The 24,458-nt window shown below is 72.4% G+C and carries 23 protein-coding genes and 1 pseudogene; 16 read left to right on the plus strand and 8 right to left on the minus strand.

The window, feature by feature from the left end:
• Positions 1-12 precede the first annotated feature (12 nt).
• Together I3F58_RS18900 and I3F58_RS18905 are read left to right on the plus strand one after the other, a co-directional pair.
• Positions 13-348: a tyrosinase cofactor gene (locus I3F58_RS18900; RefSeq protein WP_240109852.1), complete on the plus strand. Its 336-nt coding sequence runs from the start codon at positions 13-15 to the stop codon at positions 346-348.
• A gap of 18 nt (positions 349-366) precedes the next feature.
• On the plus strand, positions 367-1,191 hold the full coding sequence (locus I3F58_RS18905; protein ID WP_240109810.1) for a tyrosinase family protein: 825 nt from the start codon (positions 367-369) through the stop codon (positions 1,189-1,191).
• A 45-nt stretch (positions 1,192-1,236) separates the two neighbouring features.
• On the opposite strand, the gene I3F58_RS18910 is transcribed toward I3F58_RS18905, so the two are convergent.
• A complete protein-coding gene (locus I3F58_RS18910) occupies positions 1,237-1,464 on the minus strand; it encodes a dodecin (RefSeq protein WP_240109811.1) in 228 nt (75 codons plus the stop codon).
• Between the two features lie 250 nt (positions 1,465-1,714).
• On the opposite strand from I3F58_RS18910, the gene I3F58_RS18915 reads away from it, so the two are divergent.
• From I3F58_RS18915 to I3F58_RS18925, 3 genes are all read left to right on the plus strand, one after another.
• The gene (locus tag I3F58_RS18915) at positions 1,715-2,965 is read left to right on the plus strand and encodes an extracellular solute-binding protein (RefSeq protein WP_240109812.1); all 1,251 of its coding nucleotides are present in this window, start codon (positions 1,715-1,717) and stop codon (positions 2,963-2,965) included.
• Positions 2,966-3,123: 158 nt separating this feature from the next.
• A complete protein-coding gene (locus I3F58_RS18920; RefSeq protein ID WP_240109813.1) occupies positions 3,124-3,909 on the plus strand; it encodes a GNAT family N-acetyltransferase in 786 nt (261 codons plus the stop codon).
• The gene (locus I3F58_RS18925) at positions 3,906-4,808 is read left to right on the plus strand and encodes a 1-acyl-sn-glycerol-3-phosphate acyltransferase (RefSeq protein WP_240109814.1); all 903 of its coding nucleotides are present in this window, start codon (positions 3,906-3,908) and stop codon (positions 4,806-4,808) included. The genes I3F58_RS18920 and I3F58_RS18925 overlap by 4 nt, the downstream gene beginning before the upstream one ends.
• On the opposite strand, the gene egtD is transcribed toward I3F58_RS18925, so the two are convergent.
• The 4 genes from egtD to egtA are packed head-to-tail and all read right to left on the minus strand — an operon-like array spanning position 4,703 to position 9,205.
• Positions 4,703-5,668 (minus strand): L-histidine N(alpha)-methyltransferase, encoded by a 966-nt coding sequence (egtD, locus tag I3F58_RS18930; RefSeq protein WP_240109815.1) that lies wholly within the window; start codon positions 5,666-5,668, stop codon positions 4,703-4,705. The two genes, I3F58_RS18925 and egtD, sit on opposite strands and share 106 nt — an antisense overlap.
• Positions 5,665-6,507 (minus strand): ergothioneine biosynthesis protein EgtC, encoded by an 843-nt coding sequence (egtC, locus tag I3F58_RS18935; RefSeq protein ID WP_240109816.1) that lies wholly within the window; start codon positions 6,505-6,507, stop codon positions 5,665-5,667. Before egtC ends, egtD begins: the two co-directional genes overlap by 4 nt.
• Complete coding sequence (egtB, locus tag I3F58_RS18940) at positions 6,507-7,865, minus strand: ergothioneine biosynthesis protein EgtB (RefSeq protein WP_240109817.1); 1,359 nt, start codon at positions 7,863-7,865, stop codon at positions 6,507-6,509. The genes egtC and egtB overlap by 1 nt, the downstream gene beginning before the upstream one ends.
• Positions 7,862-9,205 (minus strand): ergothioneine biosynthesis glutamate--cysteine ligase EgtA, encoded by a 1,344-nt coding sequence (egtA, locus tag I3F58_RS18945; RefSeq protein WP_240109818.1) that lies wholly within the window; start codon positions 9,203-9,205, stop codon positions 7,862-7,864. Before egtA ends, egtB begins: the two co-directional genes overlap by 4 nt.
• Before the next feature lie 134 nt (positions 9,206-9,339).
• Here egtA and I3F58_RS18950 point away from each other — a divergent pair, with 134 nt between their 5' ends.
• A complete protein-coding gene (locus I3F58_RS18950; protein WP_240109819.1) occupies positions 9,340-10,182 on the plus strand; it encodes a TIGR02452 family protein in 843 nt (280 codons plus the stop codon).
• On the opposite strand, the gene I3F58_RS18955 is transcribed toward I3F58_RS18950, so the two are convergent.
• Positions 10,167-10,628: a type II toxin-antitoxin system PemK/MazF family toxin gene (locus I3F58_RS18955; protein ID WP_240109820.1), complete on the minus strand. Its 462-nt coding sequence runs from the start codon at positions 10,626-10,628 to the stop codon at positions 10,167-10,169. The genes I3F58_RS18950 and I3F58_RS18955 overlap by 16 nt on opposite strands.
• Positions 10,629-10,732: 104 nt before the next feature.
• Between I3F58_RS18955 and I3F58_RS18960 the strand changes: the two genes are divergently transcribed.
• A complete protein-coding gene (locus tag I3F58_RS18960) occupies positions 10,733-11,038 on the plus strand; it encodes a hypothetical protein (protein WP_240109853.1) in 306 nt (101 codons plus the stop codon).
• A gap of 113 nt (positions 11,039-11,151) precedes the next feature.
• Complete coding sequence (locus I3F58_RS18965) at positions 11,152-12,336, plus strand: thiolase family protein (RefSeq protein WP_240109821.1); 1,185 nt, start codon at positions 11,152-11,154, stop codon at positions 12,334-12,336.
• Between the two features lie 41 nt (positions 12,337-12,377).
• Here the strand turns inward: I3F58_RS18965 and trxA are convergent, their stop codons facing one another.
• Positions 12,378-12,746: a thioredoxin gene (gene trxA, locus I3F58_RS18970; RefSeq protein WP_240109822.1), complete on the minus strand. Its 369-nt coding sequence runs from the start codon at positions 12,744-12,746 to the stop codon at positions 12,378-12,380.
• Positions 12,747-12,904: 158 nt separating this feature from the next.
• Between trxA and I3F58_RS18975 the strand changes: the two genes are divergently transcribed.
• From I3F58_RS18975 to I3F58_RS19015, 8 genes and pseudogenes are all read left to right on the plus strand, one after another.
• Positions 12,905-13,870: a pirin family protein gene (locus I3F58_RS18975; RefSeq protein ID WP_240109823.1), complete on the plus strand. Its 966-nt coding sequence runs from the start codon at positions 12,905-12,907 to the stop codon at positions 13,868-13,870.
• A 1,312-nt stretch (positions 13,871-15,182) separates the two neighbouring features.
• On the plus strand, positions 15,183-17,141 hold the full coding sequence (locus tag I3F58_RS18985) for a B12-binding domain-containing radical SAM protein (RefSeq protein ID WP_308355040.1): 1,959 nt from the start codon (positions 15,183-15,185) through the stop codon (positions 17,139-17,141).
• Positions 17,142-17,200: 59 nt separating this feature from the next.
• A complete protein-coding gene (locus I3F58_RS18990) occupies positions 17,201-17,401 on the plus strand; it encodes a hypothetical protein (protein ID WP_240109825.1) in 201 nt (66 codons plus the stop codon).
• Positions 17,402-17,409: 8 nt separating this feature from the next.
• Positions 17,410-18,909, plus strand: a complete 1,500-nt coding sequence (locus I3F58_RS18995) for a hypothetical protein (protein ID WP_240109826.1) — start codon at positions 17,410-17,412, stop codon at positions 18,907-18,909.
• An 11-nt stretch (positions 18,910-18,920) separates the two neighbouring features.
• Complete coding sequence (locus tag I3F58_RS29665) at positions 18,921-20,936, plus strand: prenyltransferase/squalene oxidase repeat-containing protein (RefSeq protein WP_240109827.1); 2,016 nt, start codon at positions 18,921-18,923, stop codon at positions 20,934-20,936.
• Positions 20,933-21,205, plus strand: coding sequence for an ester cyclase (locus tag I3F58_RS19005; RefSeq protein WP_240109828.1), 273 nt, complete (start codon positions 20,933-20,935; stop codon positions 21,203-21,205). Before I3F58_RS29665 ends, I3F58_RS19005 begins: the two co-directional genes overlap by 4 nt.
• Before the next feature lie 618 nt (positions 21,206-21,823).
• Positions 21,824-22,201, plus strand: a complete 378-nt coding sequence (locus I3F58_RS19010; RefSeq protein WP_240109829.1) for a hypothetical protein — start codon at positions 21,824-21,826, stop codon at positions 22,199-22,201.
• A gap of 447 nt (positions 22,202-22,648) precedes the next feature.
• Positions 22,649-22,804: pseudogene (locus I3F58_RS19015) on the plus strand (pirin family protein); the annotation flags it as partial.
• A gap of 361 nt (positions 22,805-23,165) precedes the next feature.
• On the opposite strand, the gene I3F58_RS19020 reads toward I3F58_RS19015, so the two are convergent.
• Positions 23,166-24,440: a hypothetical protein gene (locus I3F58_RS19020; RefSeq protein ID WP_240109830.1), complete on the minus strand. Its 1,275-nt coding sequence runs from the start codon at positions 24,438-24,440 to the stop codon at positions 23,166-23,168.
• Positions 24,441-24,458 lie beyond the last annotated feature (18 nt).

The following is a 24,458-nucleotide window of genomic DNA, read 5'->3' on the forward strand; positions in this document are numbered from 1 at the left end:
CGCTCAGGCGCCGTGCACGAGGCCGCGCACGCCTCGGCCGCGCCTGCCGCCCCGTCCGCCGCGAAGGCCCCGTCCGGCGGCCTCGCGCCGTTCGACGAGGTCTACCGGGGCCGCCGCATCCAGGGCCGGCCCGCCTCCGGCGGCCATCACGGCGGCCATCACGGGGGCCACGGCGGCTACGCGGTGCTCATAGACGGCGAGGAACTGCACGTCATGCAGAACGCCGACGGCACCTGGATCAGCGTCATCACCCACTACGACCCGGTGCCCTCGCCCTACGCGGCGGCCCGCGCCGCCGTCGTGGAACTCCAGGGCGCCCCGCTCGTCCAGCTCGTCACCACCCACTGATCCGGGAGCCCGCACCCCATGACCGTCCGCAAGAACCAGGCGACCCTGACCGCCGACGAGAAGCGACGCCTCGTCAACGCCCTGCTGGAGCTCAAGCGCACCGGGCGCTACGACCGCTTCGTCATCACCCACAACCAGTTCATCATGAGCGACCGGGACGACAGCGAGCGCGTCGGCCACCGCTCGCCGTCCTTCCTGCCCTGGCACCGCCGCTTCCTCCTGGAGTTCGAGGAGGCCCTCCAGTCCGTCGACTCCGAGGTCACGCTGCCCTACTGGGACTGGACCGCCGACCGCACCACGAGCTCCTCCCTCTGGGCCCCCGACTTCCTCGGCGGCACCGGCCGCAGCCGTGACGGCCGCGTCATGGACGGGCCGTTCGCCCGCTCCGGCGGCAACTGGACCCTCGGCGTCCGCGTCGACGGCCGCGACTACCTGCGCCGCAACCTGGGCGGCGGCTTCGGCATGCGGCTGCCCACGCGCGCCGAGGTCGACTCGGTCCTCGCCATGCGGACGTACGACGCGGCCCCGTGGAACAGCGCGTCCGACGGCTTCCGCAACCACCTGGAGGGCTGGCGCGGCGTCAACCTCCACAACCGCGTCCACGTCTGGGTCGGCGGCCAGATGGCCACCGGCGTCTCCCCGAACGACCCGGTGTTCTGGATGCACCACGCGTTCGTCGACAAGCTGTGGGCCGACTGGCAGGCACTCCACCCGGACTCCGGCTACCTCCCCACCGGCGGCACGCCCGACGTCGTGGACCTGAACGACACCATGCGGCCGTGGAACGACGTGACCCCGGCGGACATGCTCGACCACACCCGCTTCTACACGTACGCGGCGTAACGCCCGGGGCTCCGCCCCGGACCCCGTCACCGAGACCCGGCCGGGTCAGTCCCCGGCCGGGTCCGGGCCGTCCAGCCGGAAGCCCACCTTCATGCCGACCTGGAAATGCGCCACCTGCCCGTCCTCCAGATGCCCGCGGATCTGCGTCACCTCGAACCAGTCGAGATTGTGCAGCGTCTGCGCCGCTCGGGTGATGCCGTTGCGGATGGCCTCGTCCAGGCCGTCGTGCGAGGTCCCGACGATCTCGGTGACGCGGTACGTGTGATGGGACATGGCGGCCTCCTCGTCGCCTACGTGGACCGCGCCCACCGGCGCGGTCCATTCCACGGTGCCCCAGCCCGTCCGGCTCCGCGAGGCGAGCGGCCCGGGCGGTCCGCGCGGGGCGCCGGAGCGGGCCGGGGTGAGCGGCCGGGACTTGACCCGAGCATTGGTACATACCAAAATCCAGCCATCCGCCCGTGCGAACACGTTCGCTCCCCCACGTCGGGTCCGTCCTCCTGCCGCCTCGCCGAAGGTGACCTCCGTGAAGAAGCGCCCGTTCGCCGTCCCCGTCGCCCTGCTGTGCGCCACCGCGCTCACCGGTTGCGGGCTCGTCTCCGCCGACGCCGCGGACTCCCGCACCGTCACCGTGTGGCTGATGAAGGGCAGCGCCTCGGACGCGTTCCTGGAGCGGTTCACCTCCGCGTACGAGGACGAGAACCCCGGCGTCACGCTGGACATCGCCATCCAGGAGTGGTCCGGCATCGGCAACAAGATCGTCGACGCCCTCGCGAGCGAGACCCCGCCGGACGTCATCGAGGTCGGCAACACCCAGGTCGCCCAGTACGCCGAGACGGAGCAGCTGTACGACCTCACCCTGGAGTCCGTGCGCGATCTCGGGCAGGAGGAGTGGCTGCCCGGCCTCGCACAGCCCGGCAGCATCGACGGCAGCCAGTTCGGCATCCCCTGGTACGCGGCCAACCGGGTCGTCATCTACCGCAAGGACCTCTTCGCCCGGGCCGGAATCCAGGAGCCGCCCACGACCCGCGAGCAGTGGCTGGAGGACACCGAGGCGGTCAACAGCACCGGCGCCGAGGGCATCTACCTCGCGGGCCAGGACTGGTACACCCTCGCCGGATTCGTCTGGGACGAGGGCGGCGACCTGGCCGTCGAGAAGGACGGCGGCTGGCAGGGGGCACTGCACACCCCGGCGGCGCTGCGCGGCATGGAGTTCTACAAGGAACTCCAGTCGCTCGGCTCCGGGCCGAGGAACGCCGACGAGGAGAACCCGCCGCAGACCGAGGTCTTCGCCGAGGGCGAAGTCGCACAGATCATCGCGATCCCCGGCGCCGCGACCGCGATCGAGGCGCTCAACCCGGATCTGTCCGGAGAGCTGGGATACTTCCCGATCCCCGGCAGGACCGCCGACGAGCCGTGCGCGGTGTTCACCGGCGGCTCCGACCTCGTCGTCCCCGCGAAGGCCCGGGAGCGCGGCGCCGCGATCGACGTGGTCAAGGCCCTGGCCGGCGAGAAGTGGCAGACCGATCTCGCCCGCACCATGAACTACGTCCCCAACAAGACCTCGCTCGCCAAGGTCGTCGAGGGCCAGGAGGGCACCGCGGCGATGGCTGTCGGCGCGGCGCGGGGACGGGCCACACCGAACTCCGTCCGGTGGGCGGACGTGGAGGCCGACAACCCCATCAAGCCGTACATGACGGCGGTCCTCCAGGGCCAGGATCCCGAGTCGGCGGCCCGGGCGGCGTCGAAGCGCATCACCGCGTCGCTGGGCGGCTGAGCGGCCGGTGTCCGCCCGGGACACCCGGGCATTCAGCTACCGCACACCCGCGCTCCGCCACACGGTCACGCCGAATCCAGGCCACCACGGAAGAAGTGAGAGGGACGGGCCGCCGCACCCGCGGCGCGTGCCCGACGCCCGGCCGTGAGGAGCCCGCCATGCCCGCACCGTCCACCGCCACGCCCACCCTCACACCCCCCGCCCCCGAATCCGGACCCGCGCCGTCCCGCTACCGCCTCTCGCTCGCACGCGAGCAGGAGGACGTACGCGCCGCCCAGCGCCTCCGCCACCTGGTGTTCGCCGCCGAGTTCGGCGCCCGCGTCGACGGGCCCGAACCCGGTCTGGAGGGCGACGCGTTCGACGCGTACTGCGACCACGTCCTGGTCCACGACGAGGCCACCGGCGAGGTCGTCGGCACCTACCGTCTGCTTCCGCCCGAGCGGGCCGCCATAGCCGGACGCCTCTACTCCGAGGGTGAGTTCGACCTCACCCGGCTCCACCCCCTGCGTGACCGGCTCGTCGAGGTGGGACGCTCCTGCGTCCACCCCGCCCACCGCAACGGCGCCGTCATCTCCCTCATCTGGGCCGGAATCGCCCGCTACATGACCCGCACCGGCCACACCTGGCTGGCGGGCTGCTGCTCCCTCCCGCTCGGTGACGGCGGCGCCCTCGCCGCCGGCACCTGGGACACCGTGAAGGACAAGCACCTGGCCCCCGAGGAGTACTGGGTCACCCCGCACCGCCTGTGGACCCCCGAGGACGACACCCGCCCCGGCGCCCGCACCCCTCTCCCGCCCCTGCTGCGCGGCTACCTCCGGCTCGGCGCCTGGGTGTGCGGCGCACCCGCCCACGACCCGGACTTCCGCGTGGCGGACCTCTTCGTGCTGCTCTCCATGAACCGCATCCACCCCCGCTACCTGCGGCACTTCCTCTCCCTCGCATGACCGGCGGCCCCGGCCCCTGGATGCCCACCGCCCCCTGCACCCCCGGCGACTGCGCCGCCCCGCACCGCACCCGCGCATCCCGCACCCGGGCGGTCCTGCGCCTCACCGCCGGGACGGCCACCGTGCTCGCCGGGGTGGCCCTGTCCCCCCTCACCGTCCCCGCCGGCCGCCGTGCCCGCCGAGCGCTGACCCGGCTCTGGTGCCGCACCGTCCTGCGCGCGTTCGGCGTCCGCGTCCACGTCACCGGCGGGCCCCCGAGCCCCGGGCCGCAGCTCGTCGTCGCCAACCACATCTCATGGCTGGACATCCCGCTCGTCGCCGCCGTCCTGCCCGGCCGCATGGTCGCCAAGCGCGAGGTACGGCACTGGCCCGTGCTCGGGCCGCTCGCCGCCCGGGGCGGCACGCTCTTCCTGGACCGGGACCGGCTGCGGTCCCTGCCCTGTCTCGTCCGCACCATGGCGGACGCCCTCGACGCCGGTTTCCGTGTCGTCGTCTTCCCCGAGGGCTCCACCTGGTGCGGACGGGCCCAGGGGCGCTTCCGCCCGGCCGCCTTCCAGGCCGCACTGGACGCGGGTGTGCCCGTCCAGCCGGTGCGCATCGTCTACCGGCCGCTGGGCCCGGCCCCGTACGTAGGCGAGGACACGCTCGGCGCCTCGCTGTGGCGGATCGTGACGGCCGGGCGGCTCACGGCCGAGCTGAGGCTGCTCGACCCGTTCCCGCCCGGGTGCCACCCCGACCGCCGCGCCCTCGCCCGCGCGGCGCAGGACGTCGTGGAGGTGCGGCCGTACGACGCTCAGACGGCCGTCGACAGGGACAGACCGAACCACCCCTGCTCGTCGGTCCACCACCGGGACAGCGCGAGGCCGGCCGCCGCCAGTTCCGTCCGGACGCCCTCCTGACGGAACTTCGCGGAGACCTCCGTCCGCACGTCCTCACCCGCCGCGAACGGCACCGCGATCCCCAGCTCCGGGATCTTCACCGTCAGCGCGTGCCGGGCCCGCAGCCGCATCTCGATCCACTCGTGCTCCCGGTCCCACCGGGCCACGTGATCGAAGTCGTCCGGGTGCACGTCCGCGCCGAGTTCCCGGGCCAGCACCGCCAGCACGTTCTTGTTGAACGCGGCCGTCACCCCCGCCGCGTCGTCGTACGCGGCGACCAGCGTCGCCTCGTCCTTCACCAGGTCCGTGCCGAGCAGCAGGGCGTCCCCCGGCTCCATCAGCGCCCGCACCGACCGGAGGAACTCCGCGCGCTGCGCGGGCAGCAGATTGCCGAGCGTTCCGCCCAGGAACGCCACCAGCCGCGGCCCGGCCGTTTCGGGGAGCAGCAGCCCCCGGGTGAAGTCCGCGACCAGGGCGTGCACCCGCAGCCCCGGAAGCTCGGCCGTCAGGGCCTCGGCGGCGCCCGTCAGAGCCGACTCGCTCACGTCGACCGGCACGTAGTCCTCCAGGCCCGGGCGCAGCGCGTGCAGCAGGTGCCGGGTCTTCTCGGACGAGCCGGAGCCCAGCTCCACCAGGGTGCGGGCCCGGGTCGCCTCCGCGATCTCGCCCGCCCGCTCCCGGAGGATGGCGCGCTCCGTGCGGGTCGGGTAGTACTCGGGCAGGCGGGTGATCTCCTCGAACAGCTCACTGCCCCGCGCGTCGTAGAACCACTTGGGCGGCAGCTCCTTGGGTGTGCGGGTCAGACCGGCGAGCACGTCCGCGCGCAGATCGGCGTCGGCGGTGCCCGCGGGCAGCGTGCGGGTCAGCTGGAAACGGGTCACGCGGGGGACTCCTTGAGCGGTTCGGTCGGATCGTTCCCCGGCGGCAGGTCCGGGGAGTCCGGAGAGTTCAGTGGATCCAGCGGGGTCAGCGTCACGCCCGAGGGCGTCGCGGCGACCAGCGTCCGGTCCGGCACCTCGCACCAGCCGGGATCGTCGTCGTACGGCTCGGAGGCCACGACCGCCCGGTCCGCGCCGCCCGGCGCCAGGTACCACAGCGTGTCGCCCCACGCCGTCGCGGCGAGCGAGACCCCGTCCGTCAGCAGCAGGTTCAGCCGGGAGCCCGGGGCCGCCGCGGCCACCTCGGCCACCACCCCGGCCAGCGCGTCCGGCAGGGGCTCGCCCGACCGCAGCCGGTGCAGCACAAGCGCCCACAGCAGCGCCGAGTCGTTGCGGGCCTCCAGGGACAGCAGCGCCGCCGGGGGCAGCGTGGCGGACAGCTTCCCCAGCGACTCGGGCCAGCCCGTCACGGCCCCGTTGTGGCTGAACAGCCAGGGGCCCGGCGTCTTCGACGGGCCGTACGCGAAAGGCGCGGCAGCGGCCTCCCCGTCCGCGCCCGCCAGGGTGGCGTCCCGCACCGCGGCCAGTCCCGCACGGGCGTGCACCACCCGTGCCAGGTCCGCGAACGACAGGTCGGCCCAGACCGGCCCCGCCCGCCGGTAGCGGGCCGGCACCGGGTCGCCTGGCGCGTACCAGCCGACGCCGAAACCGTCCGCGTTGACCGTTCCGTACCGCTGCCGCCGAGGCGCCCACGACTGCCGGTACAGGGCGTGCGGGGGCTCCGCGAGAAGCGCCCCGAGCCGTACGGGCCGCTCGCCGGTCCAGGCCAGATGACGGCACATCAGCGCACCGTCCCGTTCCCCGGCGCACCCGGCGTCCCCGGTTCGGCGTCCCGCGCGGTGCGGAACCCGGCGAAGATCTGCCGCCGGACCGGATAGTCCCAGTTCCGGAACGTGCCCCGGCAGGCCACCGGAGCCACCCCGAAACAGCCGCCGCGCAGCACCTTGTACTCGGGTCCGAAGAACACCTCCGAGTACTCCCGGTACGGGAACGCCGCGAATCCCGGGTACGGCAGGAAGTCGCTGGCCGTCCACTCCCACACGTCCCCGACCAGCTGCCGTACGCCCAGTGGCGACTCGCCCTCGGGGTAGCTTCCGGCGGGCGCGGGCCGCAGGTGCCGCTGGCCCAGGTTCGCGTGCCGCGGCCCCGGGTCCGTGTCGCCCCACGGATAGCGGCGGGACCGGCCCGTGGCCGGGTCGTGGCGAGCGGCCTTCTCCCACTCGGCCTCGGTCGGCAGCCGCCGTCCCGCCCAGCGCGCGTAGGCGTCGGCCTCGTACCAGCTGACGTGCAGCACCGGCTCGTCGTCCGGCACCGGCTCGACGACGCCGAAGCGCCGCCGCAGCCACTGTCCGCCTTCCCGGCGCCAGAACAGCGGTGCCTTCAGGTCCTGTTCCCTGACGAACGTCCATCCCTCGGGCGCCCACCAGCGCGGGTCGCGGTAGCCGCCGTCGTCGACGAACGCGCGGTAGGCGCCGCAGGTGACGGGCGTGGTGTCGAGGTGGAAGTCCGGCACCAGCCGGACATGCGCGGGCCGCTCGTTGTCCAGCGCCCACGGTTCGTCCTCGTGGGACACGCCCATGACGAACGGGCCGCCGGGGACCAGTACTTCGGTGGGGAGCCCGGCGGCGTCAGCGGGAGCCGGGGGAGGGGCGGACGCGGTCAGCGCGGCGGGGCCGCGGCGGAGCTGATGGGTGATCAGCATCGTCTCGTCGTGCTGCTGTTCGTGCTGGGCGACCATGCCGAACGCGAACCCCGCGCCGGTGAGCGGGTGGTCGCCGTCCAGCACGGCGGCGTCGAGGACGCCGAGGACCCGCTCGCGCACCTCGGACGCGTACGCCCGCGCCTCGCGCGGGGACAGCAGCGGCAGGGACGGCCGGGTCGCCCGGGGATGCCGGAACGCGTCGTACAGCGGGTCGATCTCCGGACGCAGCGGCTCGTGCCCGCCCACGGCCCGCAGCAGCCACAGTTCCTCCTGGTTGGCGATGTGCGCCAGGTCCCAGGCCAGCGGGGACATCAACGGGGAGTGCTGGGCCGTCAGTTCGCCGTCGTCGACGCAGTCGGTGAGCCGGGCCGTGCGGACCCGGGCGGTGACCAGCGCGTCGTACGCGTACCGCCTGAGGGTCTCGGGGGACTCGGTCATGGGCGGGGCTCCTTCCCGGAGGCGGACGCGGAGGTGACGGGAGCGGGTGCCGCAGGTCCAGGCGCCGTCGGCGTCGGCGGCGGCGCCTGCTGGTCGTCCGCCGGGCAGCGGCGGCGCAGCACGTACCGCTCGTGGAACCCGGCCACCGCGTCCCGCACGGCGGCCGGCGCCCCGGACCGGTGCAGCGACTCCAGCGCCAGCCCGAAGCAGGCCACCGCGGCCTCGTGCAGCGCGAGCGCGTCCGGCCCGTCCCGGATCGCGGCCCGCCAGTGCGCGTCACGCGGCGGGGGCAGCGGCCCCGCCGTCTCGGTCAGCGGCGCCAGCACCCGGTACGCGGCCTCCGCCGCCTCCGGGTCGTCGAACAGCGCGCTGGTCACGGCGAGCGGTACGATCCAGCCGTCCTCGCCCGGCTGGGCGTCCACCATCCGCAGTTCCAGATGCCCTCCCCGCGGGCGCACCGGCGGGAAGAGCGTCGTCAGGTGGTAGTCGAGGTCCGCGCGGACCGGCGCCCGCAGCCCGTCCACCGGGCCCCGGAGCCACTGCCGGAACGTCAGCTCCTTCGGCACCTCCCAGGGCCCCTTGGCGGCGCGCACGCACATGACCGGGGTGTCCAGCACATGCGCGGCCCACGCGGAGCGCGGCTCGCGGCCCATGGGCGGTGCGAGCCCCCGCATCGGGTCGATGTCCGTCCACAGCGACTGCCGGGTGGACCGCATTCCGCTCCGACGGCCGTGCAGGACAGGGGAGTTGGCGAAAGACGCCACCAGCACCGGGCCCAGCAGATGAGCCAGCCGCCAGCGCCGCGCGAACCCCAGCGGCCCCGGCTCTTCGAGCCCGGAGTCCAGGCACACCTGGATGGAGGCCGAATCCCGCATCATGGACCGGCCCGAGGCGCCCCAGCGGTCGAGGTACGTCTCCATGGCGTCGTAGCGGGGTTCGCGCAGGATCCGTTCACGGCGCGGCAGCCAGGGGTCGGTGCCGGAACCGGTGAGGGAGAGCCCGAGCGCGGCGAGCGCGGTGCGTACGGCGGCCAGATCGGCGGAGACGGCGGTGACGCACGCGGAGAGCGAGGCGGCGGGCGGCGAGCTGAGCTCCAGCTGCCCGCCGGGTTCGAGGGAGAGGGAGGACCGAAGGTCCAGGGAGTGGAGCGCGGTGTAGGCGGAGTGCAGACGGCCGGACGAGACGGGACGGTGCGGGCGGAGCAGGTCATGGACGAACCACTCCAGCTCGACCCCCAGGGCGCGGGGCGGACCGGTCTTGAAGCAGATGCACCGCAGCAGGTCCTCGGCCTCCCCCTCGGACAGCGGAGGCCCGCCGTCCAGGCTGTCACTCGGTGGCATGGGTGTACCTCCTGTCGAAGATGTACCGTTCCACCTAAGCCACCGTCGCGCACCAGCACAAGAGCGCGCGGGTGAACGGCGGATGCCGGGAAAACCGATGGCTTCGGCGCCGCATGATCCGTGACGATGGGGGTATGAGCGCACGACTACGGGGCATCGCCCGGCAGACCGAGCAGATCGTCGCGGAGGGCCGGTACCGGGCCCCCGGCGGCCACGAGGTCCCGCTGGCCGGCCCCCTCGCCCGAGCCCGCGCGGGCACGGCCCTGTTCGGCCCCGGCCCGGTCCCGGCCGCACCCGGCACGGACCGCCGCACCCGGATCGAGGTGACCCCGGAGTCCAGCCTGGAAGCGGCGCACCGCCTCGTGACCGAGGAGGCCGGATCCCCGGTCGCCGTGCTGAACTTCGCCTCCGCGCGCAACCCCGGCGGCGGGTACCTCAACGGGGCCCAGGCCCAGGAGGAGGCGCTGTGCCGGGCCTCCGCGCTGTACACCACCCTGCTCGGCGCCCCCGGCTACTACGACCACCACCGTGCCGACCGTGACCCGTTCTACAGCGACCGGGTCATCCACTCGCCGGGCGTCCCGGTCTTCCGTGACGACCGGGGCCGGCTGCTGGACGAGCCGTACGAGGTGGGATTCCTGACGTCACCGGCACCCAACGCGGGCGTGATCCTGAACCGGACACCGCGCGAGGCCCACCGGATACCGGCCGTTCTGGCCTCCCGTGCGGAACGGGTGCTGGAGGTGGCCGTGGCACAGGGATACAGGCGGCTGGTGCTGGGGGCGTGGGGCTGCGGGGTGTTCCGCAACGACCCGGCCCGGGTGGCGGCTGCCTTCGGGGTGCTGCTCACGGGTGCGGGACGGTTCGCCGGCCACTTCGACCGGGTGGTCTTCGGGATCCTGGACCGCACGCGCGAGCAGCACACCCTGGGCGCGTTCCGCGCCGCGTTCCCCGCGGGGGGTCAGGTCCAGCCGTAGCGCGCGGCCAGCCTGCCGACGACCAGATCGAAGCGGGCCCGGTCCAGGGCGCAGGCCTCGCGCCGCATCCCGTCCTCGTGCACCCGCAGCACCCGGTCCAGATCCACCCAGGAGTCCCGCCCGGCCCGGTCCCAGGGCCCGCTGCCCAGCGCCACCCACTCGTGGTCGCCGTCGCGCCGCCTGCTCGACAGCTGGACCGCCAGCAGGGTCCCGGCCGCCTCACGGGCCACCACCAGCACCGGCCTGTCCTTGCCGCGCCCGTCGTTCTCCTCGTAGGGGACCCAGGTCCAGACGATCTCGCCGGGGTCGGGGTCCCCGTCCCGCTCGGGTGCATAGGAGGTGCGGACAGGGCCGACCTCGCGCGGTGCGGCCTCGGTGGTGGCGGTGGGGCCGAAACGGCCGGGGATGTCGTCGAGCGGGCTGTCGGAGCCGGAGTACGTCGTCACGACGGCACACCGTAGAGCCTCCGGCCCCCGGCCCGCATCTCCGGGCCGGGCCGCCTGAGGTGCGGTCCGGCCCGGACGTCCTTAGCGTCACGGACATGAGCACCATGAGGGAGATCCCACGGCGGTTCGAGATCCTGGTCGTGCCGCAGCACGCGGAGGGCCACGACCTGGCCCATCTGACCGAGGTCGCCATCCGCTCGGCCGTGGTGGAGGCCACCGGCGAGACGGGCGCCTCGGGATACCCGCGCTACGCCGGGAGCGGCATGGTCGCGGACATCGATCCGGAGACCCGCACGGTCGAGGCCCTGCTCGTGGACGGCTTCGAACTGGACTACGGCCTGTCAGCCCGGGTCGTGGTCCCGAGAGACGAGCAGGCGGACCGGCCCCGGACCCCGGAGCCGGACGACTGAGCACGGCGGCCGTTGACAGTGGCGGCCCCCGGGCCGGAGACTCGGCCCGGCGGTGGTGAACGTCTGTTCACCGCACGTGAACACACAGCACACAAGGCCGTGGGAGAGACCCGATGAGCATCCGCGACGTCTATATCGTCGACGCCGTCCGCACACCGATCGGCAAGTTCGGCGGTGCCCTCTCCCCGGTACGCCCCGACGACCTGGCCGCCCACGTCGTACGGTCCCTGGTAGACCGCACTCCGGACCTCGACCCGGCCAGGATCGACGACGTCTACCTGGGCGACGCGAACGGCGCGGGCGAGGACAACCGGGACGTGGCCCGGATGGCCGTGCTGCTGGCGGGCCTGCCGGTGAGCGTGCCGGGCGTGACCGTCAACCGGCTGTGCGGATCCGGCCTGGAGGCCGTCGTGCAGGCCGCCCGCGCCGTCGCCGTGGGCGACGCGTCGGTGGCGATCGCGGGCGGCGTCGAGTCCATGTCACGGGCGCCGTGGGTGGTGGAGAAGCCCGCGCGGGGCTTTCCGGCCGGGCACGGGCAGCTGTGGTCGACGACCCTGGGCTGGCGGATGACCAATCCGCGTATGCCCGCCGAGTGGACCGTGTCGCTGGGCGAGGGCGCCGAGCTGGTCGCGGACAAGCACGACCTGACCCGCGAGCAGCAGGACTCCTTCGCGCTCGCGAGCCACCGGAAGGCCGCCGAGGCCTGGGCGAAGGGCCTGTACGACGGGGAGGTCGTCCCCTACGAGGGTGTGGACCTGGCCCGCGACGAGTGCATCCGCGACAGTACGTCCATGGAGGCCCTGGCCGGACTGAAGCCGGTCTTCCGCCCCGACGGCACGGTCACCGCGGGCAACGCCTCACCGCTCAACGACGGCGCCGCGGCGCTGCTCCTGGTCGACGAGGAGGGCCTGCGCGCCTGCGGCCGGGAGCCCCTCGCCCGGATCCGCGCCTCGGCCGTGACGGGGGTCGAGCCGCAGCTGTTCGGCCTGGGCCCGGTGGAGGCGGTGCAGAAGGCCCTGGCCAAGGCCGGGCGCGGCTTCGCGGACCTCACCACCTTCGAGCTGAACGAGGCGTTCGCCGCGCAGGCGCTCGGCTGCCTCGCCGAGTGGCCCGAGCTGGACCCGGCCGTCGTCAACCCGCGCGGCGGCGCGATCGCCCTCGGCCACCCGCTGGGCGCCTCCGGAGCCCGGCTCGCGGGCTCCGTGGCGCACCAGCTGGCCGCGGCCGGCTCCGGTACGGGGCTGGCGGCGCTGTGCATCGGGGTGGGGCAGGGCATCGCGCTCGTGCTGGAACGCTAGGCCCTCACGCCCGCGGGGGCCTTCGGGCCGGGCCCCCGTGGTCAGGCCTGCGCCTGAGCCTGCGCGATGGACTTGCGGACCTCGTCCATGTCCAGCTCGCGGGCCTGGCGGATGAGGTCCTCCAGCGCGGGCTCGGGCAGCGCACCCGGCTGGGCGAACACCGCCACCTTGTCCCGGACGATCATCAGCGTCGGGATGGACCGGATCTCGAACGCGGCGGCCAGCTCCTGCTGCGCCTCCGTGTCGACCTTGCCGAAGACCAGGTCCGTGTGACGCTCCGAGACCTTCTCGTACACCGGAGCGAACCGCAGGCACGGTCCGCACCAGCCCGCCCAGAAGTCGATCAGGACGAAGCCGTTGTCCGACACGACCTGGTCGAAGTTTTCCTTGGTGAGCTCGATCGTGCTCATGCCGTCTGCCTCTCCGGGAGTTCGTCGGTGCCCGGCACAACGGTGCCCGGGCCCTCGCTATTCCGTATACGGGTCTTCACGCACTGTTCCTCCCGCCGCCTGCCCGCCACGGCCCGGGATACGCCCCTGAGGGTCCCCGGATTGGCTAGCGTTCCCGTATGAGCAATCTCGACCGCCAGGCCGTGCCGTCCCTGTGCGGAGGCCGCGGCTTCGTCGTGGCGGAGCCGGTGCGCGAACTCCTCAGCCCGCGGCAGGTGCCGCTCGGCGAGTCCACCGTGGTCCGCCGCCTGCTGCCCAACCTGGGGCGCCGCATGGTCGGCGCGTGGGCCTTCGTCGACCACTACGGCCCCGACGACATCGCGGACGGACCCGGTATGCAGGTCCCGCCGCACCCCCACATGGGTCTCCAGACGGTGAGCTGGCTGCACGAGGGGGAGGTGCTGCACCGCGACAGCACGGGCAGCGTCCGGACGATCCGCCCCCGTCAGCTCGGCCTGATGACCTCGGGCCGCGCGATCTCCCACTCCGAGCAGAGCCCGGCCCCCCACCCCCGCCTCCTGCACGGCGCCCAGCTCTGGGTCGCCCTGCCCGACGCCCACCGCCATGTGGAGCCGCACTTCGAGTTCCACGCGGACCTCCCGGAGGTCACCGCCCCAGGCCTGAGGGCCACCGTCATCCTCGGCACGGTGGACGGCGCGACCAGTCCCGGCACCGCCTACAGCCCGCTGATGGGCGCCGACCTGACCCTCACCGACGGCACCGGCGCCCGCCTGCCGCTGGAGCCGGACTTCGAGTACGCGGCCCTGGCCATGACCGGCGAGACGCGGGTCGACGGGGTGCCCCTGCAGCCCGGCTCCATGCTCTACCTCGGCTGCGGCCGCACCGAACTTCCCCTCAGCGCCCACTCGGACGCCTCGCTGATGCTCCTGGGCGGCGAACCCTTCGCGGAGGAGCTGGTGATGTGGTGGAACCTCATCGGGCGCACCCACGAGGAGATCGCGGAGGCCCGCGAAGCGTGGATGAAGGGCACCCGCTTCGGGGAAGTGGAGGGCTACGACGGTGACCGTCTCCTGGCTCCAGAACTCCCGCCGGGGCCGCTGAAACCACGCGGAAGGGTCCGGTGAACAGCGATGACGTGACGGAAAGAAGCTTCCCGACCAGGCAGGCGACTCGATGCCGGACTCGTCAGGCGGAAAAAGGCTGCGCTGCCCGCTCACAGCCTCTGCCCGGTCAGACGTCCCGGAAGGGACCAGCCAGCCCGGTGGCCTGCCACGATGGGCGGCTGCGCCTTGCTGACCTGCGCAGATGGCCTTTCGGCTGTTTCACGTTCGTGCCTGTCGATTCAGCCGGAAGTCCCAGAGAAGTCCCAGAAGACTCCCACCAGCGATGACCATACGGTCGGCTCCATGAAGAGCGAACAGCAGCGGTGTGGCGCGGTGTGGCGGAGCGGCGTCGCGGTCGGTGAGGAACCTGTCGCCTGGGGATCGGGGAGGGGGTCGCAGGCGCCCTGCCCCCCTGGACGACTTGCACGACCCGGTCCTTGCACGGGATGCGCTGGAGTTGTTGCGCCGCAAGCAGATTGTGGTCGCGGCGAAGGACTGTCCCGGCCGACGCAGAGGCTCGCGACGGCGGCATCAGAAAGAGGGCCGAGGCGTTGGTCGCGGCTCAGTATGGGGATGACGCGTCCTGGCCGTGCCGTTGACGGGGCTGCGCCGGTCCGTGATGGCACGGTAGGGGCCATGGGCGGCTACTGGTTCGAAGTTGCTCTGATCGCCGTGCTGGTCGTGGTGAACGCCTTGTTCGCTGGCAGTGAGATCGCGTTGAAGTCCTCGCCCTCGATGGGCTGACCTGCGCGGATCACTGTCTGGGGCCGACCTTCGTCGTTGCGTGTTTCCGGCGCTTTCACGGTGATGCCGATTTACGCGGTCGATTCTCCTCAGCCGCTCCCCAGGGCGACTTTGTTCTCCCCGGTGCTCGACGCCTTCCCACCAGTCCGCGGCAGGCCAGGACGGCCTCGCCGCAAGCCCGAGTCGGTCTTTGCCGACCGCGGCTACGACAGCGACGTCAATCGCGACCAGGTCCGGGCCCGCCGGATCCTCCCCGTCCCGGTGCCGCGCCGGATCACGCGGTACCGCTTCACGGTGAAGGACGGTGCCTCACCGTGACGCCGGAGCAAACCCCCGGATCAGGTCGAACCCCGTACACCACTTCCCAGGACGCAACCGTGGGCCGCCGGATGAGGTCACCAGCCGAGCTCCGTCTGGACGGGGATGCTGTCACTCGCCCGGCCGGTCGCGTGGCACTCCCTTGGCGGTACGGTCGGCGTGGTGCCTGGCCCGTCGTCCATGGACGAAGTAAACGACTCTTCGACACGACGTCAACGATGGCCCCCGGGGCTGGAACAGGGTGTGGTGAGACACAGTGCGACTGGCCCTCGTGACGTGCTTCAACGCCGACTGGCACTTCGGTAGGGTTCCCTCACCGTACGTGCCTCTGAACCTGCTTGGCCTGGCCGCAGTCGCTCGGCGCAGCGGGCACGATCCGGTGGTGGTGGATCCCACGCTCGCCCTGCTGGAGGGCCGCGTGAGCGATGGCCCCGACTTCCATCGGCAGGTGGCGGAACTCATCTGCGCATCCCGACCCGACGTCATCGGTCTCACCACGATGTGCAACTCCTACCCGCAGACGCTGACCCTGGCTCAGCGATGTCGCGAGCTGGATCCCGAAGTTCGCATCCTGCTGGGCGGCCCGCAGGCCTCAGTGGTGGACGTGGCGACACTGCGCGAGTTCGACTGGATCGACGCGATCGTGCGGAACGAGGCAGACCGGTCCCTGCCTCAGGTGCTCGATCGGTGGGCGGCGGGGGAGGGCCTGTCCGGAGTTACCGGCACCACCTGGAGGGGGCCGGACGGAGGCCCGGTGCGCGAACCCGCAGCACCGTTGCTCCATGACCTGGACGAACTGCCTTTCCCGGCCTACGACCTGTACCCCTTCGAGCGGGCCAGGGTGGATCTCGCGCCGGTGGAGGCGGGGCGGGGCTGCCCGTACGGTTGCACGTTCTGCTCGACCAACGTGTTCTTCAAGCGGGACTACCGGATCAAGTCGCCGGCTCGGCTGATCGCCGAAATGCGACACCTCCGGGAGACCTATGGATTCACGCGGTTCGACCTGGTTCACGACATGCTGACCGTCGACCGGCGGTGGGTTATGATGTTCTGCACCGCCCTGATCGACGGTGGGTACGGGTTTGAGTGGGCGTGCAGTGCGCGGACCGACCGGGTGGACGACGACCTGCTCGCCGTCATGGCCGCCGCCGGCTGCCGGGGGATGTTCTTCGGAGTTGAGACCGGATCCCAGCGGATGCAGCCGTTGGTGCGCAAGAGGCTGCGCACCGACGAGGTGCTGCCGATCATTCAGGCCGGTACCGAACGGGGAATCTCCTGCACCGGCTCGATGATCGTTGGCTTTCCCGAAGAGACCCCCGACGACGCTGTCGCCTCCCTCGAGCTCGCCCTGGACATCCTGGAGCTCTCGCCGGACACTCAGGCTCAGATGCACCTGCTGGCACCGTTGGTGGGCAGTCCGCTGTACGAGTCGCACCGCGATGAACTCCGCTTTGACGGGCACAGCTCCGACATCTCCCTCTTCCTGCTGGACGAGGAGGAGATCGCGACGGTCACACGACACCCCGACATCTTCCCGAGCTTCTACCACATCCCGACGCCACACCTCGACCGCGACTTGGCAAAGGCGATCTCGGCGGTCACCTACACCTGCCCGACGCTGATCATCGCGCTGCGCAAGGCCGACGTCGACCTGCGACAGCTGCTTACCGGCTGGACGCGGTGGCAGCGCAGACACGTCGGCCCGGAGCAGCTTCGGCCGGACTACTACCTCTCCGCGTTCGTCCCGGATCTGTGCCGCTACGTGACGGCCGAGGTCCTGGGGTCCCTCGGACCGGTCACGCCGATCCTGCGCGACCTGATGGCATACGTCGAGGTGCGTTACGCCCTCCAGCGCCGGCTGACCGCGGACAGGACGGCGTTCCGAGCCTTCGGCTGCGACGTCCGAGCCCTGTCGGCCTCGCTGCGCACCGGTGGCGGGCTCGATGTGGAGCGCGTAGCGTCCGACCTACTGTTCGTGAACCTCACGACGCCCAAGGGGCGCGGGTACGCGTTCCTGGAGGTGGCCGTCCCCCGTACCGCCGACGCACCGGTCCGGCTCGGTGACCGGCTGGAGATCCGCGACCCGAACCGGCAGCTGCTCTCCCGGCCCGAGCTGATCATCCGCAACATCTCGCAGCGGCGCGCCTTCGCTGCGAAACACCATCTGGCCGAGCGTCACCTGGCGGCGTTGGGGCTGCGGCGGGAGCCGGCCGGTGCCACCACTGGGTGACCGGCCCCTCATATCCCTGCAGACCGAAGTCACGCACACCGAGACGAAGGAGGACCACGATGGCCGAACACCAGGCAGAGGAGCGGAGCGGGCCCGTCGGCGACCTGACGTTCGAGGAGCTTCCCTTCGGAGATATCCCGTTCGAGGACTTGCCGGTCGACGAACTGGGCCTCGTTGAGTTGGAGTCGCGGATGGAGGCGGAGGCCCAGGGGGTCCGCAACGTCACCGTGGTTCAGACGATCGTCTCCGGCGAGTGGTAGCCGGACGGGTGAACGGTGAGGTCCGGGTCGAGCGGCACGTCGGCTGGCGGGGCGACAGCGCCCTGGTGGAGGATGCCCGGCGGCCGCTACGCCGCCGGGTCGCCCGCCTTCTGCAGGTGGACGGCCTGCCCGCGACCGCCGGTCTGCCGTCCGAACGGCGGATCGCCGCCGGGGTTGACCCCCGGGTCTTCTACACCTATCCGCTGCTGTTCTACACCTCCTTCCCCGATGTTTCGTTGACACAGCTGCGGGCGCTGTCCCTCACCGGATCCCACCTCTTCGACTACGTGCTGACGCTGGACGAGGTACTTGACCGCCCGTCGTCCTGCGTGGGAGGAAGCCTGCTGCTGGGCAGCTTGCTCCAGCGCGAGGCGCTGCACGGGCTGTACGAGCTGCTGCCGCCCGGAAGTCCCTTCTGGAGCCACTTCGACCGCTACTTCGAGCACTTCTGCCAGGCCGTGCTGCGTGAGGAGGCCCGGCACCGCGGCCTGCTCCAGCCGTATCCCAGGGACGAGCTGGAGCTCGTCTACTCGGGCAAGTCCGCCGTCGCGAAGGCATGTCTCGCCGCTCTCGCCGTGCTCGGTGGAAACGAGCGGCCGCTGGCCGGTCTTGAGGCCTCGCACGATTCCTACTACGTGGCGTTCCAACTTGCCGACGATCTCGCCGACTGGCGGATCGACTACGAGCGCGGGCACTACTCGTACCCCCTCACGGTGGCGTTTCTGCGGGCGGGCTGGCAGCAGAGGGTGGAGTCCGCCGAGCGGCCCTCGTCGCCCGAGGTGGCGGAGCTGATCGCCCACGAAGGTGTGATCGAGGAGGTTCGCGCACTCGCGCTTAACCATCTGGACCAGGCCGCGGGAGCGGTTGACCGGATGAGCGACGGAAGCTGGCACGCCGCCATCCGGACCACCCGGCAACGGATCGAGGACCCCACCCTCGGCCTGGGCCCGTCTGCCGGTCCGCTGGGGAGCGCGGCGGCGCCGACCGGTGTCCCGACCACGCCGACCGGTTGGCGGGGCGACGGGCGGACACCCGCGACTCCAGTGGCGGCGTCCTGGCGGCCCTGGCTCGACGCCGGCCGAACGCCGCGTGCGCCCAGGCCGACAGTCCTGGAGGAACAGTTTCGGACCCTGGACGCAGCCGGCCCGGCGCGGACCACGGGCGAGGCGCTGTGCCAGGTCGGCATGGCGATCGCGGCCTCACGCCGGGCCTTTCCGCAGTACGGCTTGGCCGAGCACCTCGGAGTGTCCGCGGCTGAACTGGACTGGCTCGATCAACATGGCCCGTGGCTGGACGGCCTGCTGGCGCTCGGCCTCGACGAGGAGCCCGAGCCATGGCACCCGGACCAGCCCGACGCGCCCGGTGTGGTGCCGGGCTGGGTCCCGCCGGCGGTGGGCCGGTATCTCGGTCACCGGATGGTCGACAGGTCCGCTCAGGAGCACCCGCCGGGCACCGTTCCGACTCCTGCCGTGCTGCTCCGCGCCTACCGCGTCCACGCGGTGACATAGGGAGGGCGGCTGTGACTCTTCTTCTGATGGAGACCCGTGACACGGACCGCGCGTTCGCGGAGCACTGGCTGGCCGGGCCCGGCTGCGGGGACCGGACGCGGGATGTGGCGCGGCCGGTCCTTGGGGCGCTGTTCGACCACTTTCCGTTCCTGTTGTACGAGTACTTCGCCACCGTGCCGATGGGTGCGGCCCGGCGGGTGGCGCTGGCCGCGCGGGCGGGCGGGACTGCCCGGTTCCTGCGGTACCAGCAGAACCGGGGCCAGTGCACAGCTGCCCGGGCCGACCGGGAATGCGCGTGGCTGCAGCGGTTCGCCACCCGGCAGTTGCAGGACGAGTTGCCGGCCGGGTCGGTGTTCTGGCAGTCGCTGTCCACCGGATATCGACGGCTCTCCGACCCGGACTCGGCCAGGGCGGTGCTCGTGCACACGACCACCGAGGCCTTCGCCGTCCTGGCAGGGACTCCGGCTCCCGCCGGACCGGTGACGGAGTCGCAGAGCCACCTGTACGCCGGGCTGGCCCGCTTCCAGGAATGTGTCGGCTGGAAGGAGGACTTCCTGCAAGGCCATCCCTCGCAGCTCGTCCCCCGGCTGCTCGCGGAGCTGGACGGGACACCGCAGACGCCCCGCGCCGCACGCGCAGCACTGCTCAACGACGCGGCTCGCCGGTTCTATTACGGCGGGCTTGCCGAGGAGACCCTCGACGCCGCTGCCGAGCAGCTGTGCCGGGCGCTGGCCGCGGTGACCGACCTGCCGCCCGGAGCCTGGGTGCAGCGGCTCGTCGTCTTCCTTGAGGACATCCGGCGGCTGCGCACGGACCTCGACCGGATCCGCCGGGACGGGCTGGCCCGGGCTCGCCGCGCCGGAGTCCCGGGCCGCTCCCCAGCGGCTTGTGACGGCAGGGCTCCGGGTACGGCGGCCGACACCCCGGCGGCCGCCACGCCTGCTAATGCCCTTGCCGCCTCAGCCTGTTACCTCCGGCGGGAGCAGGATCCTGCCGGCCGCTGGGGCGACTTCCTGCTACTCGGTCAGCAGAGCACCTCCTGGGTCACCGGCTACGTCGGCTGGAATCTGGCGGCGACCGGCATGGCCGCAGACTCCCTGGCCGCGGCGTCCGACTGGCTGGTCGTGAACCGCGAACCAGCTGCGGGGTGGGGATACAACGACCAGTGGCCGGTGGACGTCGACTCCACAGCGAACGCCTTGCTGTTCCTGACCAGGTACGGGGCACCCGAGCCGCTGCGGTGGAAGCCGGCGCTGGAGTGGCTGCTGTCGGTGCAACGGCCCGATGGGGGCTTCGGCACCGTCGTGGACCCGGAGCCCTGGCTCGTGCGGTTCCGTTCGGACGCCGGTGACCTGCGAGGGTGGACTTCCTCGCACCCGTGCGTGACGGCGGTGGTCGCCCTGCTGCTGGCCGGCCTGGACGGTGCCCAGGAGCGGCGCGGAGCGCTACGGGCCGTGCGCTGGCTGCTGGACCGTCAGCGACCGGAGGGCTACTGGGAGGCCTACTGGTGGTCGGGCCGGCTGTACACCACCTGCCGCGCGGTGCAGGCGGTCGGGGAGTCGAGCCGCTGTGGCGAGTTTCCCGGGGCCGTACCGGCTCGGGCTCGGGCCGCCGCGTGGCTGCTGCGAAGTCAGCGGCGGGACGGGGGGTGGGCGGACGGACCGGACGGTGCCTCCGCCGCCTTCGAGACTGCGCTGGCCGTCCAGGCGCTGTGCGAGCTGCTGACGGCACCTCACACAGGTGACGCCCGGGCACTCTCGGAGGCCCTCGCCCGAGGCGCCCAGTGGTTGGAGAACCATCAACGGGCCGATGGCAGTTGGCCCACCGTGCCGATTCTGCGGGTACCTCGACCGCAGTTGACGGCCCCCTGGGAACAGACGTCGTGGAGGGAATCGGTCGCCGGTCTCGACGTGGTCACCGAGGACTGGCGGCGACTCTTCACCACGGCAACGGCGCTTCGAGCCCTGCACACCGCATCACTGACCAGCGGTGCGGTGCCCGCAATCCCGACAGGAGACCAGCAATGACGACAGAAGGACAGCAGAGCATTCCCCGGCGGTACCGCGCCGTGGGCCCGGAGAACACGCGCCGGCTGATCGCCAAGATCCGTACCGCGTTCCCGGACGCCACGTTCACCCTGCAACAGCGCGTCGAGGACGGCAAAGGCGACGTCGCGTTCGTGTGGTCCGTGCGCGGCACCCACAGCGGCGAGGTGGACGGATACGCTCCGACCGGAGCACCGGCGACGCTGACGATCGTCACGAGCATGGCCATCGGAGGGGCCGGTCGACGATAGGGCCCGGGCTTGGGAGCGGTGGCACCTGGCGGGACTCCGCCGGGGGCCACCGCCGGTCTGAGGCACGCTCACCGTTCGTGGCCGGCGTCGGCGGCCGATTACCGGGCAGGCCGGGACCTCCAGCGGTTGAAGTAAGGGGCTCCGCGCAGCATCATGAAGAGGCAGTCCACTTTGAAAGCGGTCTGGTTACGGGGCACGTCGTCTCGCACAGAATTCCGCTTGCTTCATGCTTGTGCCGGTTGATGAAGCCGGAGGTCCCAGAGAGGTCCGAGAGGGCTCCCACGGCTGACGGAGGCCCTTCCGGTTCTGCTCGATGCAGGCAGCACGGCGGGGCCGGGGGCTGTGCGCTGGAGGTCGACCTTGTTCCTCGGCGGCAATGGGCGGCTCACCTCCGCTCGCGCGGAGAGCGCGCCTGCTGGCCTTCCCGGGTATGCCGGTTCGGCCTTGCCTCCGCCCGACTTCGCCGCGTGGTCGGCCGAGTCGGCCACGCGGGAGACTCGGCCGGTGAACTCCCGTGCATTTCCCTGCACTTCACCAGTTCGGGCGAAGGGATGCCGCTCCCGGCCCCGTGGCGGAATCACGTGGACTGCCGCGGGGCCGCTGTGATCCACTGCGCTCGTGAGCTTGTCAGTGGATGTCTTCGTCGTCGACGCGGACGGGAGGATGCAGGTGCTGGACGTGCCGCGAGGCTGTTCCGACCTGGCTGGGTTCGAGAGCTGGCGCACCCGCGTGTGGGGCTCGGGGGCGGTCCGCTCACTGGGGGCCCGGTTCTTCCCGGTCCTGGCTGACGGCGACTTGCGGGTCGAGGCCGACCAGGTCCCGCTCTTCGTGGACGAGTGTGCCCTGCTGCGAGAGAACTTGGAGAAGATCGTGGCGGATTCCGGGGCTGTGCGGACGGTCGAGGAGCACAGGCACGCGCTCTCCGAACGGTTGGCGAATGTCGAGGATGCCGCCCGTCGAGCGCAGGAGATGGCCGGCGGCGTCCTCATCTGGTGACATGCCCGCGAAGGTGGGGATGCCTCGGCGTCTGTCATGCAGGCTGCTCCGGGCGTGAGGATGTGCTGCAGGGCAGCGGCTCTGCATTTCCGCCGCCACCCTGTCGGGACCTCACCCGAGGGCGGGTCGGCCCGTGGGGCTCCGAAACCGTCTCCTTCACGTCATGGCTTCCCGCCACGCGGCGGCTGGTTCAGCTCCGGGAAGGCGAGCCGAACGTTGCGTCGTGGGACCGGCTCCATGCAGCAGTGATCTTCTTCTGCCACGTGCGCTTCGAGCGCCTTGGCATCGGGTGGCCGGAGTCTCCGAAGGCTGCCGAGCTCCAGACCGATGGTTCCGGGGCGCCGGCCCGGGGAGCCCTCACCGGCCAAGGCCGACGATTTGCTGGTCCTTCACGGCGGTTGAGGCATCTCGCTTGCTCGGACAGTTTTGGAACGCGATGTGTGCCGGAACCTCGTCGGCCGCACCCGCGACGAGATCACGGAGGCCCGCGAGGCCTGGACGACCGGCACTCGCCTCGGCACGGTGGAAGGCTACGACGGCGGCCGCCTCAGTGCCCCGGAACTGCCTGCCGGGGCACTGAAACCACGCGGAAGGGTCCGCTGAACGGGGCCCGTGCGGCCTGGTCGGCCTCTCACCGGCTCCGGGCCGTGCGGTCGGGACTCGTGGCGGCAGACGGCCCGGCCCATGCCCGCCCGCACGTCAGGGCTCGGGGAATGCCGGACGCCTCTGCCTGTCCCGGCCGCGGTACGGGTGCCGGGACTGCGGTGGCCTGCGGCCGCATCAGCTGACCGGCACACGTGCCCTGCCCCCGAAGGCCCATCCGAGCGCGTGGACGGCTCCGGCGCCCTCCACGGCCTCCGGAGTCAGGGACCGGCTGCCGGGGGAGCGGTGGCCCGGGCGCGCCCGTTCCGGGCCCCGCGGGGAGGCGGCGTGCACCGCTCCGGCGGGTGGCGCGGCGCACGACTCAGCCGAACCGCCCGGCTTCCGCCATGACGAGGTCCGGGAGTGCGGCCAGCGCCACGAGGCGGGGGTCGGCGTGAGGGCTGTCCGTGTCCTCCGCGACGCGGGGACACCAGGCGGACAGGCGGCGCAGCGCGTCCGCCAGGGCGCTCCGTTCGCCGCCGAGGAGCGCGGCTGTCAGGGCGACGACATCGGCCCGGGCGGTGCCGGGTCGGCAGGGCAGCTCACCCAGCCGCGGGAGGACGTCCACCGCTCCGCTGCCGTAGGCGGCGGCGAGCGCGGCGAGCACGAACCGCGCGGCGTCGCTCTCTTCGGCCCAGCGCTCCAGCATCGAGGGCATTTCGTGCAGAACGGCCCGGCGGGCGGCGGCGTCGGCAGCGGGCGGCGCCGTCGTCCCCCGGCCGAGCGCCGCCACACGGTCCGCCCGTGCGACCGCCGCGGCCGGTGCCAGGGCCGTCAGCCGCAGGAAAAGGCCGAGAAGCAGAACCCGTGTTCCCGCGGGCATGCCGTCGTCCCGGGCCAGTTCGGCCAGGAGCGGCACCGCGTCGGCCGTGTCGGCTGTGCACTCGCCCGCAAAGATGTCGACAGGCAGCAGCAGGTCCACGAAGTCCTCGGTGTTCTCGTACGGACATCCGTCGTGCGAAGCGGACTCGTTGTCCCGCAGCAGCCACGCCATCGCCGGCGGGGCGAGTTCCCAGCTGAAGTAGAGCCGCTCGGCGACCATCACCGCCACCGCCAGGGTCTCCTCGTGCGGCCCCGGCGCCGGGCACGACCATCGCGGCCCCGCAGGGGGCGGAACGGCGGCGGTGGGCAGCCGTACGGGAGGGTGAGCCCGGGCCGATTCCTGCTCGTGCACCAACCCGGCCCGGTCGAAGCCCACTTCGCAGACGGAGGCGTCGTCGGCCTCCCGGCAGTGCTGCCGGAAGCCGCCGTGCCGCCGGGCGGTTCTGGCGGCGTGAACCCGCGCGTCCCTCAGGAACCGCTCCCGCGCCGACTCCTCGGGACGCGCGTACACGGCCAGCGAGTCCACCTGCCACCAGCCGCTCAGCTCGGGATCGGGCCAACGGGTGTCGAACCGGCCGCTCAGCCGGTCGTCCCCCAGCAGTTTCATGAGATCCAGACGATGGCGGCCGAACGGGCGCACGGCCGTGAGCCGGTGCCCGAGTCTCACCCACTCGTCCGCGGCGGCGCACGCGGCGTCCTCGGTGGGCAGGCACAGCACATACCGCACGCCCCACTCGGATGGTTGTGCGTCGTACAAGGGGGAGGGTTCCGTCATGCGGTCCATCATGCGGTC

The sequence above is a fragment of the Streptomyces sp. MUM 203J genome, assembly GCF_022414595.1.
Taxonomy (GTDB): Bacteria; Actinomycetota; Actinomycetes; order Streptomycetales; family Streptomycetaceae; genus Streptomyces.